Below are 17,452 nucleotides of genomic sequence, written 5' to 3' on the forward strand. Positions count from 1 at the left end.
GATGGCTCAAAGGAAATGAATATTGGAGTTGCCGCTCATATCTGCGCTGCAGCCCCCGGAGTTGGTGCACGCCGCTATCGCGCCGATATGACGCCCGACCAACGGAAATCGCATGAGAACGGGATTTGGCTTTGCCAAGACTGTGCAAAGGCAATTGATTCAGATGATCCCATTTTCACCGATGCATTTCTGCACTCTTGGAAGCAGAAGCACTCTGAGGACATGTGGCGCAGCGTTATCGACAAGCTTCCCTTCGGCCCGACCATGCCGCCGACGGTTGCGGAGATCAGTGCACGCTTTCAAAAAGCTGCCGCTGCAGATTTGGCCGTCTTTCGTCGAACACCCAAATGGCCGGGAACAAACGTGGCGCTCACGCTGACATTAAAGGTAAAGCATGTGGACGAGGCGCTTAGTACGCGCGCGCTTGCCAACGCGGTGACCACACTGGATGACCTCATCCTTGTCGCGGCACCCGGAATGGGAAAGACGACAACTCTCTTTCAGGTCGCCGACGGTCTGTTGGAAATCGGCAATGGCACGCCGCTTATCGTGCCGTTGGGAGATTGGGCCACCGAAGGCGACGCGTTGCTCGTATCCATCCTGAAGCGCCCTGCGTTCAACGGAATTTCCGAACAGGATTTCCACGCCGTCGCGACGAACCCCGGCGTCGTGCTACTTCTTGACGGCTGGAACGAACTGGATCCCGCCGCACGCGAACGCGCGCGCGTGCAAATCACGGCCCTCAAGACTGAATTGCCGGAGCTTGGTCTTGTCATTTCCACGCGCAGGCAGGCTCTCGACATTCCTTTCGGTGGGACGCGGGTCGATTTGCTGCCGCTTGACGACGAGCAGCAAATGGAGATTGCGCGCGCCATGCGCGGCGAGGATGGCGCACAGCTCGTCGATCAAGCCTGGCGAACAGCGGGCGTCCGGGATCTTGTGACCATCCCTCTCTATCTCACGGCACTGCTGTTGCTGCCAGAGGGCGCGCCTTTTCCGACCACAAAGGAAGAAGTGCTACGGCGCTTCGTTGCCGCGCACGAGCAGGAAGCCCGCCGTGCGGCGGCGCTTCATGCCGTGGCCCTCGGCTTCCAGCAGGACTATTTGGATGACCTCGCCGTGTTCGCCACGACAACGGCCAACACGGCGATCACGGACAGCAACGCGCGCAAATCGGTTGCCGAGACCGCGCGGGTCCTGATGACCGATGGGCAGATCACCATCACCACACAACCCGACACGCTGCTCGACACGCTTGTCAGCAATCACGTTCTGACGCGCTCCGGCGATGCGCCGGGCTATTCGTTCCAGCACCAGCAATTTCAAGAATGGTACGCCTCGCACTACGTCGAACGACTGATGCTGCAGGCCGCCAACGACCCGGCAGAACGCGAGAAACTGAAGGCCGACGTGCTGGACCAGCGCCCGTGGGAAGAAGCAATCCTGTTCGCTGTCGAACGGAGCGCGCGCGGCGACGCCGCACATAAGGCCGCATGCAGCGCGGCCATCCGCGCAGCATTTGACGTCGATCCTGTCTTCGCGGGCGAGATGATCTTCCGCGCCACCGAGGAGGTATGGGCACCGATCGGCACCGAAATGCGGGATCTTGCTGAGCAGTGGCACGCGCCAGGCAAGGTGGATCGCGCCGTGCGTTTCATGATCGCGTCCGGCAGGCTGGAATTCGCCGATCTTCTTTGGCCGCTTATTTCGCACGCAAACACCCAAGTGCATCTGCCCGTCCTCCGGGCGGCGAAGCGATTTCGCCCATCCGTGCTTGGGAACCACGCGCCGGCGCGCATCGCAGCACTGCCACCGGAAATCCGCAAGAACGTACTGCATGAAATCGCATTGCATGGCGGAATCGACGGCCTCGACCTTGCTACCGCAATCGCGAAGACTGACAGCGATCCGGACGTGAAGGCGACAGTGGTCGATGCGCTCTCATTTCGACGGGCGGATCGCCACGTCGCCGACTTGCTCGCTGACGCGGGCGACGCGACCTACGACATCCTCGCTGAAAAGGGTCACCTCGACGACATTGCAGTCGATGCCGTCCAGCAGGAACTCCGGCGAGCGGGCGAACGGCGCAAGGTTGCTGGCATTTCGCACTTTCAGCGCCTGCGCACGCTCGTTCACGCGCCGGTCGGAGATGGCCACGATACCGACGTTACTGAGATTGTTGCCGAAATGGAGATCGACCGGAAACGCGATGGCGAAATGCACTTGTTGAATGAAGTGCGAAAGCGATTTCCAGAGGCTCTCGCTAACGGGCTACTGCGCCGCGTGCGGGAGCACCGCGAACTCTTCTACGGCGCCGACGATATTCTTGCGGCCGCCGGGTTTGCCCTTGAGGACGACGCACTGCTCGGGATCGCCCTCGAAGAAACAAGCCGCCACGAAGCCCGCGCCGAGGCCGCCGCTTCAGTGCTGGGACCAAACGCTGTTGGCCGGCTGATAGACGCGTATCTTGCCGCTGGGAAAGTCGTGCGCGACGCCAGCGGGAAGTACAGCCAGGCGGCGGGTGACCGCTATCACGATCTGCGCGCCCGTATCGGCCACACGCCGGGCGCAAGTTTGGTGGCCGCCGTTCAGGCGCGGGCGGTAAACGCTGACAATGAGGAAATCGCCCAACTGGCCGAGCTGTGTTCCCGTGAGACCTACGGCGACGAAGAGCGGGCGCGACCCTTCAATGAGGAAGGCTTGGCCGCAATCGGAGTGCTGGCGCGCGAATGGGCAGAGCGCATGCTCGCCGCCGGGGATGAGAAGCGTTGGCGAGTGGCCACCATTGCAACGATGATGAGCCACGCACCGTCCGTCGCACATCTTCCATCCTTGAAGAGATTGCTTGACGACAACTTACGTCGCTATCGGGCTTTCCGCGAAAAAGCGACTGCGAGCGGCTGGAAGGATCGCGACGCTGTACACGAAGCGCAGCACCCGCACATGCACGAGTACCAACGTGCGTTCTTGGCGATCAATGCGCAGGAGACCTTTGCGCTGATGCGTGAATACCTGACGGATGAGCAATTTGGCGAGCTGGCGGCGCGTGTGCTGGCTGCCCAGTGGTTTGAGGCGAACGAACCCAAGGACGACAAGAAGTTCCGCAGCGGCGTAGATTTCTCGCGCGTGGAAGCGCGCCGCGAGGCGCGCGCCGGCGATCCCGCCGCGACATCGGTCGAGGCAGAGGCAATCTTCGACGCAATCGAGACCTTGATTGTCGACGGTTCGACGGATGCGCAGGTGAAGCTGGCAGTTGCGCTCGGCATTGTCGGAGCACGGCTCCCGCACGGCCAGCGTGACGCGACGATCCAGAAGCTCATTTCTCTCGCGCCGAGGCAGGCGCGCGCAGCCTTGCTGTTGTCGCTGAGCCTCTCTGGCGAGGACATCGACATCAAGCTCGCGGCCGACGGCATAGCTGAGACCTTTGAGGCGGCCAAGAAGGAGGCCTGGATTCTGACTCAGAGCGACGCGTATCAGCTACGTGCTTGGTTGCGCCTTTTGCCGTTCACCACGCCTATCACCGATCTGCCCGCCATCGTGCGCGGCATACCGGACGCACAGCGCAACCCACGAATGCTCGAAGAGATGGTCAGCGGACTCAGCAGTTCGTGCTCGGACGACGCAGAAGGCGTGACTTTCACGCTCGCAGAAGAAGACCCGCGTCTCTACCAGAACCACCAGTGGCGCGCGACCGCGTTGAGGCTCGGCACCGTATCCGCCGCGCGCCGCCTTGTTGATTTGACCGTCAGCGGCGCGCTCGACGGCAAGTCATACGACGGGTGGCGTTGGCAGCGCGAACTGGGCGGCTTACTTTCGGAGTTCCCAGAGGTGCGCGCCTACGTCTACTACCTTCTGAAGGATGGGCCGACAACGAAGCAGCTTGCCTTGCTAGCCAGCGCAGCTGCCGAAGACCCTGGCACGGACGGCGTACTGATGCTGATCGATTTTGAGATGAAAACCGGACGCTCGTTCCTGGCGTGGCAGGCGATCCAAAGCGCCGTCACGCAGCACGTCCCGGCAGAGAACTGGGAAGGTGCTTACAATGTCCTGCCCGTCCCCGCGGTCGAGCTGCGCCGGAAGCTGCTGGCGATGACGGGCGGCGGCGGCAAGGATGACCCCGCCGCCCGCTGTCTCAACCTCATAGACAAGCTCCGGGACGAGTACGGTGCGCCAGAATCGGAACCACGCCATCCCTATCTTGCGTCAGGGCGCCCTTGGCCGATCTTGACGCCGGATCCCGACGCAGAGGCCGGGAACTGATTCGGTAGGCGAATGATCCGGGCGAAATGTCGGCCCGAAAGCAAGCGCGTGTCTGCATTCCGGCTCTCCTATCGCAAAGCCACCAGTCCGTTCACGGCCCTAACCCGGTCATGCCGAGCAGAAGGGAAGCACGCTATGGCGTATGACCGGCGGTTGTGACGAAGGGATATCCCACATGGCAAGGCGTGCGCGAACCCCAGCCCGAAGCGCGACTGCTCAGAATGGTGCTATCTATCTGATAACAAAAGATATGGCGGGATTATTTGTGCGGTAATCGGCGGTGATTGGCGGAGAGAGTGGGATTCGAACCCACGGAAGGTTTGACCCTTCGCCGGTTTTCAAGACCGGTGCCTTAAACCGCTCGGCCATCTCTCCGTATCGGTAGCGCTGTCCGCGCCCCCGCGTGCCCAGGTCATTGCAACCTGGGCATCCGGTCGGGGCAGCGCCCCGTCCGGCATGGTTACCCGGCACTGGCCGGGGGTCGCATTCTCGCATTTCAGGTGAGGTTTGCCCACCCGGTCGGTGTCGGGCTCAGCCCGCATCCACCGCCAACGCACCCAACGCACTGGCCTTGATCTTCTCCTTGGCCCGCTCACACGCGCCATCACAATGCAGGCGCGAGGCCTCCAGCTGCGGCGGCAGGTGTTCGGCCAGGAAGTCGATGAACACACGCACCGCCGGCAGCAGGCCGCGGCGCGAGGCGAACACGGCGTGGCAGATGCCCTGCGGCAGCGACCATTCCGGCAGCACCACTTCCAGCTCGCCGCTGCGGACGGCGTCGGCGCAGACGGTTTCGGGCAGCATGGTGATGCCGAACCCGTCCTTCACCATGCTCTGCAGCAGCGGGAAGTCGAACCCGGCCACGCGCGGCTGCAGGTCCACGCGGCGCACCGCGCCTTCCGGGCCGTGCAGTTCCCAGCGCTGGCGGGCTTCGTCTTCACTGATGCTCAGGGTGACGTGGTTGGCCAGTTCGTCCGGGTCCTTGGGGCGGCCGGCGCGGTCGAGGTACTTCGGGCTGGCCACCAGTAGTTCCTGCACCTGGCCGAAGCTGCGCATGACCAGGCTGCCGTCGTCGTCCAGCCGCGAGCGCACGCGCAGGGCGACGTCGTAGCCTTCATTGATGATGTCCACGCGGCGGTTGCTGATGTTCAGCTGCAGGCGCACCTTGGGGTACTGGGCCAGGAACTTGGGCAGCAGCTTGGGCAGCTGCATCTGCGCCAATGAGACCGGCACACTGGCGCGCACCAGGCCGCGTGGCTCGGCGCTCAGCCTGTCCACCACCTCACGTGCGGCCTGGGCCTCGGCCAGCATGGTCTGGGCATGGCGGTGCACGCTGGTGCCCACGTCGGTCACCGCAAAGCGGCGCGTGGAGCGCTGCAGCAGGCGCACGCCCAGGTCGGTTTCCAGCTGGCTGATGCGCCGGCTCAGGCGGGATTTTGGGATGCCCAGCGCGCGTTCGGCCGCGGCAAAACCGCCGTGGTCGACCACCATGGCGAAGTAATAGAGATCGTTTAGGTCGTGCATACCGAAGTTCCAGATATAGAACAATACGTGGTATTCAACCACCTTTATCCCAGCCAAGCAACAACCTAACCTGTTCTCCGTCGGCGGCGCCTTGCCCGCCCCTCCCCAGATAACAGGTGATTGCCATGAAGCTTCTTCACATCGATGCCAGCGTCCTTGGCGACAACTCGGTTTCCCGCCAGCTCTCGGCCGCCGTGGTCCAGCAGTGGCGCGACCAGGTGCCGGGCCTGGAAGTGACCTACCGCGACCTGGACGCCCAGCCCGTTGCGCACCTGCGCAGCAGCTCGCTGGCCCAGACCGACGCGGCTGAAGTGGCCGACGCGGCGCTGGTGCTGGAACAGTTCCTGGCCGCCGACGTGGTGGTTATCGGCTCCCCAATGTACAACTTCAGCGTGGCCTCCACCCTCAAGGCGTGGATCGACCGCCTGGCAGTGGCCGGCAAAACCTTCAAGTACACCGATACCGGCCCGGTGGGCCTGGCCGGCGGCAAGCACGTGATCGTGGCCAGCAGCCGCGGCGGCCTGCATACCGGCGCCCCGACCGACTTCCAGGACCCGTACCTGCGCCAGGTGTTCGCGTTCTTCGGGATCGACGATGTGGAATTCGTGCGCGCCGAGGGCATTGCCTATTCGCCGCAGCACCGCACCGATGCCATCGCCCAGGCGCTGGCCACCCTGCCGCAGCCGCGTGAGCTGGCTGCTGCCTAAGGTGTAACACCACGCCGTTCCTCCTCGTCGTGGCGGCGTGGCGCGCAGCACCGGTTCTCCCTCCCCCGCCGGTGTTGCGCCTGATGGCCCCTTTTGGGGCCATCTTCTTTTTCAATGGCGCAACTGCGATGCAGGTGCTGGGCAAGGTCGATGAGCGTCATTACGCTGACCGCTTACTTGTTCAGGACGGGCCCGCATGCGCTATCTGGTCGTTGCTCCGCACCGGAGCGAATTCCCCCACCCCATCACGCTGGCGCGTGGCCAAGCGCTGCAGGTGGGTGAGCGTTATGAAGGCGCGGAAGGCTGGGACGACTGGTTCCTGTGCGAAGCCGCCGACCAGGCACCGGGCTGGGTGCCGGCGCAGGTGATCGAGCGGGATGCGCAGGGCGATGCGTTTGCCAAGGAAGACTACTGCGCGCGCGAGCTGGACGTAGACCCGGACCAGGTGCTGGTGGGTGGGCGCGTTCTGAACGGCTGGGCGTGGTGCGCGCCGGCGGGCGGCGGGGTTGAGGGGTGGGTGCCGTTGCGGGTGTTGCGGGCGATGTAACCCAGGTGAGGGGTAGAGCCACCCCATGGGTGGCTGCACGCAATGCCCGAATCGCCCCGCCAGAGCCCCCGAGGTGCTGCACAAACAAAAAACCCGCCGTTCGGCGGGTTTTTCGTGGATCAGGCGATGGTGTCCAGGCCGCCCATGTAGGGCTTGAGCGCATCTGGCACGGTGATGCTGCCGTCGGCGTTCTGGTAGTTCTCCATCACTGCAATCATCGCGCGGCCCACGGCTACGCCGGAGCCGTTGAGGGTGTGCAGCAGCTCGGGCTTGCCGGTTTCCGGGTTGCGCCAGCGGGCCTGCATGCGGCGGGCCTGGAAATCACCGCAGTTGGAGCACGAGGAGATTTCGCGGTAGGTGTCCTGCGAGGGCAGCCACACTTCCAGGTCGTAGGTCTTCACCGCGGCAAAGCCCATGTCGCCGGTGCACAGCAGCACCTTGCGGTACGGCAGGCCCAAGGTTTCCAGCACCACTTCGGCGCAGCGCGTCATGCGCTGGTGTTCGTCTTCGCTCTGCGCGGCGGTGCACGCGGCCACCAGCTCCACCTTCTCGAACTGGTGCTGGCGGATCATGCCGCGCACGTCACGGCCACCGCTGCCGGCTTCGGCGCGGAAGCACAGCGAGTGGGCGGTCATGCGCAGCGGCAGCTGGTCGGCGTCGATGATTTCGTCGCGCACGATGTTGGTCAGCGGCACTTCCGAGGTCGGGATCAGGTACCGGGTGGACTCGCCCACGGCGGTCTTGAACAGGTCGTCCTCGAACTTGGGCAGCTGGCTGGTGCCGCGCAGCGAGTCGGCGTTGACCAGCGCCGGCACGTTGGTTTCCTGGTAGCCGTGGGTGTCGGTGTGCAGGTCCAGCATGAACTGGGCCAGCGCGCGGTGCAGGCGGGCCAGCGGGCCGCGCAGCACGGTGAAGCGCGAGCCGGACAGCTTGGCCGCGGTTTCCGCGTCCAGCCAGCGGTTGCGGGCGCCCAGCTCCACGTGGTCCAGCACCGGGAAGTCGAAGCTGCGCGGGGTGCCCCAGCGCTTCTGCTCCACGTTCTCGGTTTCGTCCGCGCCGGCCGGCACGTCGTCGCCCGGCAGGTTGGGAATGCCCAGGGCAATGGCTTCGATCTTGTCGCGCAGTTCGTCAAGGGCCACTTCCGAGGCCTTCAGCTCGTCGGCGAACGCGGCCACTTCGGCCATGATCGCCGAGACGTCTTCGCCCTTGGCCTTGGCCTGGCCGATGGCCTTGGAGCGGCTGTTGCGCAGGCTCTGCAGTTCCTGGGTGCGCACCTGGATGCGCTTGCGGTCTGCTTCCAGCGACTCCAGCCCGGACACATCCAGCTCGAAACCGCGCGAGGAGCGCAGGCGTTCGGCAAGGTCGGCGGGGTGTTGGCGAAGCAGGGCTGGATCAAGCATGGCGTGTGCGATGGGGTTGGGACTGGAGGGGGATTATCGCCTGTTATGCGGATTTCTGCCGCCCGGGGGCCGCCATGTACCCCTCAGTCATTCCGGGCGTGTCAGAATCGGGGGGTTCACTACGGTATGGCTCATGTCCGCTTCCCGCTCCTCGTCTGGCAAGAACATCACCTTCCACCTGCCCCGGCGCAGCCTGATGATCGCCGGCATCGCCTTCGGCGTTGGCGTGCTGCTGTTCCTGGTGGTGTGGCTGAGCAGCCGCAACGACGACTTCTACAAAGCCGGCCCGGCGGCAACGCCGCAGCAGGTGGCCGATATCGAGCCGTTGCCCGAACCCCTGCCCGCCGCGGCCGGGTCGAGCGACATGCCCGACGCCAAGCCGCTGCCGCCCGGCGAAGAAGCCCCGCAGCTCGTGGAAACCGCGCCCCCGCCGCCGCCGGCCGCCGCCGCTGCGCCGACCGCCGAGGCCCCGGTGGCCGCCGCTGCCGGTGACCGCCCGCAGCCGATCGCCGACCAGTCGCCGCCGCCCTCGTATCCGCCTGCCGCGCTGCGTCGTGGTGATTCCGGCACGGTGGTGGTGCGCGTGGATGTGGATGCCACCGGCTACCCATCGAACGTGACGATCATCGAACGCAGTGGTTCACGCGATCTTGATCGCGCCGCATCGGATGCAGTGCGCCGTTGGCGCTTCCAGCCGGCGCAGAGCAATGGCCAGCCGGTGCCGGGCAGCATCGAGGTACCGTTCGACTTCAAGCCGCAGTAATCCGCGGCCGCCGGATCATCACGTAACGCTGATTCGGCAACGGCTCATCAAGCTGAACCTCGATGGCAATGCAGTCGCCGCGTTGACGGTGCGCTGACACATCCACAACCGGGTACGGGCAAGACTGCGGGTGTCAAAACGACATCAGGAGTTCGCCATGAGTATTACCCATGCCCATGACATGCACACGTCGCCGCAGCACCAGCGCGACGTGACCGATGAACCGGCCCGCCGTGGCACCTCGCCGTGGTTGTGGATGGCGCTGATCGTGGCGATGTTTGCCGCCGCGCTGGTCTGGTTGCGCTACGCCAACCCCAACGAAACCAGCACCGCGCCGGTTGGCGAGCGCATGTTGCCGGCGACCGAGACGCCTGCCGCCACCACTGCACCGACCCCGGCAACGCGCCAGGCCGCACCGGCCACCACCCAGCGCAAGCCGGCCGTGGCCGCGCGTAACCGCGAGGCGCGCCCGCTGGCCAGCAATGCCAAGCCGACCTACCCGGCCAGTGCGCTGCGCAGTGGCGTGCAGGGCAGCGTGGTGGCCAGCCTGAGCGTGGACCCGCGTGGGCACGTGACCGATGCCAACATCGTGCAGCGCACCGGTTCGCGTGACCGCGACCTGGACCGCGCGGTGCTGACCACCGTGCGCAACTGGCAGTTCGAGCCGGCCATGAACAATGGTCGCGCCGTGGCCAGCGTGGTGCGCGTGCCGGTGGATTTCCGTACCGAGCGCTAAGTTGAGGCGCTGAGGCGGGAACCAAAAAGGGAGGCCAATGGCCTCCCTTTTTTGTGCGGCGTAGTGCCGGGCGCTGCCCGGCAACCAGGCACATCCCGACGCAACCGCAGACACGTAGTGCCGGGCGCTGCCCGGCAACCACGCATATGCCAACGCAACGGCAGCCGGGCAGAGCCCGGCTCTACGAGCAATCACGCACCATCGTAGTGCCGGGCTCTGCCCGGCAACCATGCGATGCAACCGCAGTCACGTAGTGCCGGGCTCTGCCCGGCAACCAGGCAACGGCCGCCGGGCAGTGCCCGGCGGCGTGCGTCAGGCACTTCGCAACCCGAAGCCCGCCCCCGTGGACAGGCCGTCGAAATCCGGGAACGAGGTGGCGACGTTGGCGATGTCGTTCACCCGCACTTCGCCACTGCTGAGCTGGCCGGCAATGGCGAAGGCCATGGCGATGCGGTGGTCGCCGTGGCTTTCGATGGTGCCGCTGCCCAGCGTGCTGCCGCCGTGGATGGTGGCGCCGTCGTCGGTTTCATCCACCTGCACGCCCAGCGTGCGCAGGCCGGTGGCCATGGCGGCCAGGCGGTCGGATTCCTTGACCCGCAGTTCGGCGGCGCCGCGCACCACCGTGTTGCCCTGCGCGGCAGCGGCAGCCACGAACAGAGCGGGGAACTCGTCGATCATGTCCGGCACCAGCGCTTCGGGAATCTCCGCACCGTGCAGCGGGGCATAACGCACCACCAGGTCAGCCACGACTTCCCCGCCCTGCTCGGCATGGTTTTCTTCGCTGATGTCCGCGCCCATCAGCCGCAGTGCGGCCAGCAGGCCGGTGCGGCGCGGGTTGAGGCCCACCGCGCGCAGGCGCAGCTCGGAGCCGGGAATGATGCTGGCGGCCACCAGGAAGAACGCCGCGGAGGAGAAGTCGGCGGGCACCACGATGTCGGTGGCGCGCAGGCGCTGGCCGCCGCGCAGGCGGGCCTTGCCGGGCGAGAAGTCGATGTCCACGCCGAACGCGCGCAGCATGCGCTCGCTGTAGTCGCGGGTCGGGTGCGGTTCGCTCACCGTGGTCTCACCATCGGCATACAGGCCGGCCAGCAACACCGCGGATTTGACCTGCGCGCTGGCCACCGGCGAGGCGAAATCGATGCCCTTCAGCGTCTGCCCGCCATGCACGTGCAGCGGCGGGGTGCCGTCGCTTTCGGTGTCGATCTTGGCGCCCATCAGCGCCAACGGGCCGGTGACACGGCGCATCGGCCGGCGCGACAGCGATTCGTCGCCCACCATCACGCTGTCGAACGATTGTGCGGCCAGCAGGCCGGCAAGCAGGCGCATGCCGGTGCCGGCGTTGCCGCAGTCCAGCGGCGCGGCGGGGGCCTTCAGGCCGTCCACGCCTACGCCATGCACCACGCGCTGCGACGGCGACGGGGTGTCGATGCGCACGCCCATCTGGGCAAAGATGGCGGCGGTGGCGCGGGTGTCTTCGCCTTCCAGGAAGCCATCGATGTGGGACACGCCGTCGGCCAGCGCGGCGAACATCACCGAGCGGTGCGATACGGACTTGTCACCGGGAATGGTCAGAGTGCCCTGCAGGGGCTGGCCCTTGTGGGCAATCCAGTACGGCGTAGCGGTCATCGAAGGATCCTGTCAGGCAGCCGCGCGGGCGGCGATGCAGCGGTATGCGGGAAAGGCGGCGCGCCGGCATGGCGACGCCACCGAAGGCGCAGCGCAGGGCTGCGCCGAGACGGTCAGGGCACGGCCACCGGGTAGGAACCCAGCACCTTGATCTGTGCCGAGTGCGCGTCCAGTTCGGCCAGCGCGGCCTGCATCGAGGCGTCCTCGATGTGGCCGGCCAGGTCGATGAAGAAGCCGTACTCCCACTTGGCGTTGTGCGACGGCCGCGACTCGATGCGGTTCATGCTGATGCCGTGGCGCGCGAACGGGCTGAGCACGTCGAACAGCGCGCCGGGCTTGTCATGGATGAACACCAGCACCGAGGTGCGGTCGTGGCCGGAGGTGGGGAAGATATTGCGGCCCACCACCAGGAAGCGGGTGGTGTTGTCGGCATCGTTCTGGATGGGCTTGGTCACCACCTTCTTCAGGCCGTACACGTGCCCTGCACTCTCCCCGCCAATGGCGGCGGCGTCGTCGGCATTGCGGGCGCGGCGGGCGCCTTCGGCATTGCTCGACACCGGGATCTTCTCGGCCTTGGGCAGGTTGGCGCGCAGCCACGAGGAGGTCTGCATGAACGACTGCGGGTGGCCATACACGCGCTCCACGTCGTCCAGCCGACCACTGCGCGACATCAGGTACTGCTGCACGCGCAGTTCCACTTCGCCGCAGATCTTGAGGTTGGAGGTCAGGAACATGTCCAGGGTGATCTGGATGGTCCCCTGCCCCGAGTTCTCCACCGGCACCACGCCGAAATCGGCGTTGCCCGCTTCCACTTCCTGGAACACTTCTTCAATGCTGGCCAGCGGCAGGCCCAGCGCCGAGCGGCCGAAGTGCTTGAGCACCGCCTGCTGGCTGAAGGTGCCTTCCGGACCCAGGTAGCCAATCTTCAGCGGCTCCTGCTGGGCCAGGCAGGCCGACATGATTTCGCGGAACACATGCACCAGCACTTCATCGCTGAGCGGGCCTTCATTGCGGTCCACCACCATGCGCAGCACCTGCGCTTCGCGCTCGGGGCGGTAGTAGTCCACCGCGGCGGCGAGCTTACCCTTGGCCTTGCCGACCTGGTGGGCGAAGTTGGCGCGCTCGGCGATGAGCGCCTGGATGCTGCGGTCGATGTGGTCGATCTTGGCGCGCACGTCCGACAGCACCGGTGCGGGCGTGCTAGCAACGGCAGCGGCCTTGCCGGGGGCGGCCTTCGCAGGTGCGGCGGCTTTGGGCTTGGACGGCGGCGCTTTGGCGGCCTTGGGCTTGGCGGGTTTGGTGGCCATCTGGGTTCCAGGTGCAGTGGGGCGTCGCGCGCCCCGGGAAATACGAAAACGTCAGCCGTGGCGCTGCTGGAAATCGGCCATGAAGGCGACCAGCGCCTGCGCGCCTTCCACCGGCATGGCGTTGTACAGCGAGGCACGGATACCGCCCACGGCGGCGTGGCCCTTCAGCGCGAGCAGGCCGGCGGCCTTGGACTCGCTGACAAAGCGCGCGTTGAGGGTGTCGTCGGACAGGAAGAACGGGATGTTCATGCGCGAACGGGCGGCGGGCACCACCTCGTTGCGGTAGAACCCGCCGGAGGCATCGATGGCGCCATACACCAGCGCGGCCTTGGCGGCGTTGCGGCGGGCGAATTCCTCGACGCCGCCTTCGGCCAGCATCCACTCGAACACCAGCCCGGCCAGGTACCAGTTCCAGGTGGGCGGGGTGTTGAGCATCGAATCGCGCGCCACGTGCGAGCGGTAGTTGAAGATATCCGCGCGCGGCTGGCCGGCGCGTTCGAGCAGGTCGCGGCGGACGATCACCACCGACACGCCCACCGGCCCCAGGTTCTTCTGCGCGCCGGCGTAGATCAGGCCGTACTTGCTGACATCGAGCGGTTCGCTGGCGATGGAGGAGCTGAAATCGGCGAACAGCGGCACCTGGCCGACATCGGGGGTGTCACGGAACTCGACGCCGTGGATGGTCTCGTTGGCGGTGATGTGCACGTAGGCCGCATCCGCCGAGAGCTGCCACGTGTCGCGCGCGGGGATGTCGTGGAAGCCGTTGGCTTCGCTGCTGGCGGCAACATTGACGTTGACGTAGGGCGTGACCTGCTTGATCGCGGTCTTGCCCCAGTGCCCGGTGAGCACGTAGTCCACGGTCTGGCCGGGCTGGGCGAAGTTGAGCGCCAGCAGGGCCTGCTGGGTGGTGGCGCCACCGGCCAGGAACAGCACGGCGTAGTCGTCGGGGATACCGATCAGGCGGCGGAGGTCGGCGTCGGCCTTGGCCGCGACGGCCATGAATTCCGGGCCGCGGTGGCTCATTTCGACAATGGAGGCGCCAGCGCCGTTCCATTCCAACATCTCTTCCTGCGCCTTGCGCAGGACCGATTCCGGCAGGGTTGCAGGGCCGGCACTGAAGTTGAACGCGCGCGTCATGTCACACCTATGGGGCAAGACCCCTAGTATGCCGCAGCGCACCAGGCTTTAGGCCTTGCAGGACTAGGCGAATTTGGTTGCAAACGAATCTATCGGGGCGGGCATTGGGGCGTCACGACCAACGGTGGTGATCTACCGGCGGTGTGGGCGTCACGACCAACGGTCGTGATCTACCGGGTGGTGTGGGGTCGCGACCGACGGTCGTAATGTGCCGCGTGCGTGGTTTGCGGTAGGCACCGACCGTTGGTCGGTGCGGCGGGTGCCGATGGGGCCTTACCGCGCGCCGAACCAGAGGAGGCCGCTGATCACCGCCGCCAGCAGCAGCGCGCTGGCCAGCAGCCACGGCCAGCGGCTTACGCGCGGCGGCTTGGTCGGCGCTGCGTCGTGGGTGGGCAGGTCCAGCAGGTCGTCCTCGTCTTCGCTGACGATCCGGGTGCGGGCGTCGTGCGGCACTTCCAGCACGAACCGGTGCTGGGTATCGAACACCAGCTGGTCGCCGGGCAGCAGCCAGCAATGGCGAACCGCCACGCCGTTGACCCGGGTGGATTCGCCCGCGCCGAGGTCGCGCAGCAGCACGCGCTCGCCGTGCAACTCCAGGCGGGCGTGCTGCTCGGCAAAGGCGGGGTCGTCGATGGCGATGTCGGCCTCGGTGCTGCGGCCGATCAGACGCGGACGGTCCAGGGTGAAGCTGCGGCCGTGGTGCTGGCCGCCCAACCCGCGCAGCAGGCGCAGTTCGTCGCTGCCGGCGTCACTGCGCGGCGGCGCCTGGGCAAGCACCTCGCACTCGCCCTGGATCACCATCTCCACGCCGTCCACATACACCGCATCGCCCGCGCGGAGCATGGCCATGCGCCGCACCGGGCGGCCGTTGACGTGGATGCCGCGCGTGCCGGTGGCCACCTGCAGCCAGAGGCCGCGGTCGTCCAGGCAGAACTGTGCAAGGAGCAAGGTGCCGGTGGCGTCACCGCCCAGCCGGACGGTGCCCGAAGCGTGGCGCACGATGCGCTGCACCCCGGGCCGCAGCGGCTGGTCGGGGTGTTGGCGTTGGGTGAAGTGAACTAGCAGGTTCTGCACGCGGCGAAAGCCTAGCAGGTTGCATGTCATCGAAGAAGAAGTGTGATGCAGTCCTTGGAGTTGGGCGCAAGGATGCGCACAATGCACGCCCTTCCCGCTGCCGCCCGCCAGGAGCTCCCATGTCCAGCATTGATATCCGCCACGCCCATTCCCTGCCCGTCGATGGCGCCCGCAAGGCGATCGAAGACGTGGCCGCCAAGCTGTCCGAGCGCTTCGGCCTGCAGAGCAACTGGGTGGGCGACGTGTTGAACTTCAACGGCTCCGGCGTGGACGGTGCGATCGAACTGCAGCCCGGCCAGGTGCACGTGACCGCCAAGCTGGGCTTCCTGCTGTCGGCGATGAAAGGCATGGTCGAGGGCGAGATCCAGCGCGTGCTGAAGGAAAAGCTGGGCTGAATCCTGGCCCGTCCGCAGGCGCCGGCCATCACATGGCGCAAAGCTGACGCTGATTAGCATCGGGGTGTCCATCCACAGGATCGCCCCATGACCGCACACGACGACTTCGACGACCGCGACACCCGCAGCCCCGACGACAAGCCCTCGCTGGGCGAACAGGCCGAGCGCTTTTCGCGCAAGCTCACCGGTTCGGCCCAGCAGGTATGGCTGGCCGGTCTGGGTGCCTTTGGCCGCGCCCAGGCCGAGGGCAGCCGCGTGTTCGACACCCTGGTGCGGGAAGGCGAAACCATCGAGGCCCGCAACCGCGAACAGAGCGGCGACACGCCGCGCTGGCGCGACAACGTGGAAGAACAGCTTGGCGAGGCCCGCGAAAAAGCCGCCGGCACCTGGGACAAGGTGGAAAAGGCCTTCGATGACCGGGTGCAGGGCGTGCTCAAGCGCCTGAACATCCCCACGGCCGAGGACGTGGCGGCCTTGAACGCCCGCATCGATTCACTCAATGCCCGCGTCAACCGTGCCGAGGCGCGTAATGCCTCCCCCAACGCCGACCCGTCCCCGGGAACGCACCAGGGTCCGGGCGGCGCCTGAGACCGCTCCGGGGCCCATCGGGGCCGGATGTTGCAAAGCAGCACGGCATTGATGACAATCGAAACCGACCCGCCAATCGCTTCTTCGCCGTTTGTTCCCTCCCCTCACGGCTACGGATTGGCGGGTTTTCTGTGTCTGCTGCTCGAAAGTGAGACGTCGGTCACTGGCTGCGGCTCGGACTTCCGAGGCTTCGCATTGAAGAGCCCCCGCAGACGCCTGCGAGCGCATATAAACTGTCAATCGCACATCCGTGTTCATCTCTAGCGCCCCATGTTCTCCTGGATTCTGGCTTTACTGTTGGCCCTCATTGTCTGGACGCTTGCCGCCGCCTGGTTCTGGCTGGTGAAGCGCCGCCGCAAGGAGACCCGGCTTGGGCTCAATGCCCTGGCTGGCATGCATTGGCGTGACTTTTCCGAGATCGTCCGGCGCGCCATGCGCGAGCAGCGCGGGCTGCAGGACGTGCCCGGCGAGGTGGACGACAGCCGCGAGCCACGCAGCGATTTCCTCATGCAGGACGCTCAGCACCGCTGGCTGCTGTCGTGCAAGCATGGCCGCGCGTACCGCATTGGCACCGCGGCGGTGAACGAACTGGGCGCCGCCGCACGGCTGGCCGGGGCCCGGGGCGGCATCCTGATCACCGAGGGCATGGTCGAGCGCGATGGCCGCGTGGCCGCCGAGAAGCAAGGCGTGGAGGTGCTCGACGGGTACCTGCTGTGGCCGCTGCTGCAGCCGTACCTGCCCGGCGACATGGAAGCCCAGGTCAAGAACGCGGCCCGCCGCGAGGCGATCCGGCGGATCTCGATTGCCGCACTGGGGTCGCTGACCCTGGGGCTGCTGGTGGGCATGGGCTACCTGACCTCACGGCTGGACCAGCAGGCCGCCCCGGTGGCGGTGCCCGCGCCGGCCGCGCCACCGGTTCAAGCTGCTGCTGCGCCTGCGGACGCTCCGGTGGCGGGCGAGACGCCGGCCGCCGATGCGCCCGCCGCTGCCAAGCCGGACGCGCCTGCTGCCGCGCCGGGCATCCTGGGCGATGTGGCCGACCCGGACCCGGCCACGCTGGCGCGCTACCAGAAAGAGCTGGCCCGCACCCTGGCCGCGCAGCCGGGCGTGTTGAGTGCGTTCTGGCTTACCCGGCAGACGTTGGCGGTGAACCGGAGTGAGGAGATCGACGTGATCTGGCCGTTGGTCTGCACCGAGGTGAAGCGTTACCCGGCGCTGCGTACCGTGCGTATCCAGTTGAATCCGCGTTTGGGCGTGGACGAGCCGGTGCGTTGGCGGCAGTGCGCTACGCTTTGATGGGGTTTTAGAGCAGCCGGGCAGAGCCCGGCTCTACGCATCGCGCGTGCGGTAAGTACTGCGCGCATGGCGATGCGTTCGTCGTAATGGCG

General features: G+C 66.4%; 14 protein-coding genes and 1 tRNA gene. 8 read left to right on the forward strand and 7 right to left on the reverse strand.

Translation table 11 applies throughout. The features are described 5' to 3' along the window. Window positions 1-15 precede the first annotated feature (15 nt). Entirely contained in the window at window positions 16-4,260 is a 4,245-nt protein-coding gene (locus tag AC1DCJ_RS09265; RefSeq protein WP_478070769.1) for an NACHT domain-containing protein, read from the forward strand. Window positions 4,261-4,545: 285 nt separating this feature from the next. Here the strand turns inward: AC1DCJ_RS09265 and AC1DCJ_RS09270 are convergent. Both AC1DCJ_RS09270 and AC1DCJ_RS09275 read right to left on the reverse strand, forming a co-directional pair. Then, window positions 4,546-4,635, reverse strand: a tRNA-Ser gene (locus tag AC1DCJ_RS09270). A 156-nt stretch (window positions 4,636-4,791) separates the two neighbouring features. Continuing rightward, on the reverse strand, window positions 4,792-5,784 hold the full coding sequence (locus AC1DCJ_RS09275) for a LysR family transcriptional regulator (RefSeq protein WP_038692047.1): 993 nt from the start codon (window positions 5,782-5,784) through the stop codon (window positions 4,792-4,794). Between the two features lie 125 nt (window positions 5,785-5,909). Between AC1DCJ_RS09275 and AC1DCJ_RS09280 the strand changes: the two genes are divergently transcribed. Continuing rightward, a complete protein-coding gene (locus AC1DCJ_RS09280) occupies window positions 5,910-6,491 on the forward strand; it encodes an FMN-dependent NADH-azoreductase (protein WP_038687745.1) in 582 nt (193 codons plus the stop codon). A 196-nt stretch (window positions 6,492-6,687) separates the two neighbouring features. After that, a complete protein-coding gene (locus AC1DCJ_RS09285; protein ID WP_478070770.1) occupies window positions 6,688-7,038 on the forward strand; it encodes an SH3 domain-containing protein in 351 nt (116 codons plus the stop codon). 119 nt (window positions 7,039-7,157) lie between these two features. Here AC1DCJ_RS09285 and serS read toward each other — a convergent pair whose 3' ends face one another. Next, entirely contained in the window at window positions 7,158-8,438 is a 1,281-nt protein-coding gene (serS, locus tag AC1DCJ_RS09290; protein WP_447594489.1) for a serine--tRNA ligase, read from the reverse strand. Window positions 8,439-8,571: 133 nt separating this feature from the next. On the opposite strand from serS, the gene AC1DCJ_RS09295 reads away from it, so the two are divergent. Together AC1DCJ_RS09295 and AC1DCJ_RS09300 are read left to right on the forward strand one after the other, a co-directional pair. Next, entirely contained in the window at window positions 8,572-9,201 is a 630-nt protein-coding gene (locus tag AC1DCJ_RS09295; RefSeq protein ID WP_448136085.1) for an energy transducer TonB, read from the forward strand. 157 nt (window positions 9,202-9,358) lie between these two features. Then, on the forward strand, window positions 9,359-9,937 hold the full coding sequence (locus AC1DCJ_RS09300) for an energy transducer TonB (RefSeq protein WP_478070771.1): 579 nt from the start codon (window positions 9,359-9,361) through the stop codon (window positions 9,935-9,937). A gap of 312 nt (window positions 9,938-10,249) precedes the next feature. Here the strand turns inward: AC1DCJ_RS09300 and aroA are convergent, their stop codons facing one another. The 4 genes from aroA to AC1DCJ_RS09320 all read right to left on the reverse strand — a co-directional run bounded on the left by aroA (window position 10,250) and on the right by AC1DCJ_RS09320 (window position 15,081). Beyond that, the gene (gene aroA, locus AC1DCJ_RS09305) at window positions 10,250-11,563 is read right to left on the reverse strand and encodes a 3-phosphoshikimate 1-carboxyvinyltransferase (RefSeq protein WP_478070772.1); all 1,314 of its coding nucleotides are present in this window, start codon (window positions 11,561-11,563) and stop codon (window positions 10,250-10,252) included. Window positions 11,564-11,676: 113 nt separating this feature from the next. Next, window positions 11,677-12,870 (reverse strand): prephenate dehydratase, encoded by a 1,194-nt coding sequence (gene pheA / locus AC1DCJ_RS09310; protein ID WP_141056912.1) that lies wholly within the window; start codon window positions 12,868-12,870, stop codon window positions 11,677-11,679. Window positions 12,871-12,921: 51 nt separating this feature from the next. Beyond that, window positions 12,922-14,007: a 3-phosphoserine/phosphohydroxythreonine transaminase gene (serC, locus tag AC1DCJ_RS09315; protein WP_428710567.1), complete on the reverse strand. Its 1,086-nt coding sequence runs from the start codon at window positions 14,005-14,007 to the stop codon at window positions 12,922-12,924. A 273-nt stretch (window positions 14,008-14,280) separates the two neighbouring features. After that, entirely contained in the window at window positions 14,281-15,081 is an 801-nt protein-coding gene (locus AC1DCJ_RS09320) for an FHA domain-containing protein (protein WP_478070773.1), read from the reverse strand. Window positions 15,082-15,200: 119 nt separating this feature from the next. Here AC1DCJ_RS09320 and AC1DCJ_RS09325 point away from each other — a divergent pair, with 119 nt between their 5' ends. The 3 genes from AC1DCJ_RS09325 (at window position 15,201) to AC1DCJ_RS09335 (ending at window position 17,360) form a co-directional block, all read left to right on the forward strand. Beyond that, window positions 15,201-15,476 carry a polyhydroxyalkanoic acid system family protein gene (locus AC1DCJ_RS09325; RefSeq protein ID WP_038687727.1) on the forward strand — a complete coding sequence of 92 codons (276 nt, stop codon included), beginning with the start codon at window positions 15,201-15,203 and terminating at the stop codon, window positions 15,474-15,476. A gap of 87 nt (window positions 15,477-15,563) precedes the next feature. After that, entirely contained in the window at window positions 15,564-16,064 is a 501-nt protein-coding gene (locus AC1DCJ_RS09330) for a phasin family protein (protein ID WP_137189799.1), read from the forward strand. Between the two features lie 270 nt (window positions 16,065-16,334). Next, window positions 16,335-17,360 (forward strand): restriction endonuclease, encoded by a 1,026-nt coding sequence (locus AC1DCJ_RS09335; protein ID WP_137189800.1) that lies wholly within the window; start codon window positions 16,335-16,337, stop codon window positions 17,358-17,360. Window positions 17,361-17,452: the final 92 nt, after the last annotated feature.

This window comes from Stenotrophomonas sp. 10N36 (genome assembly GCF_056395005.1).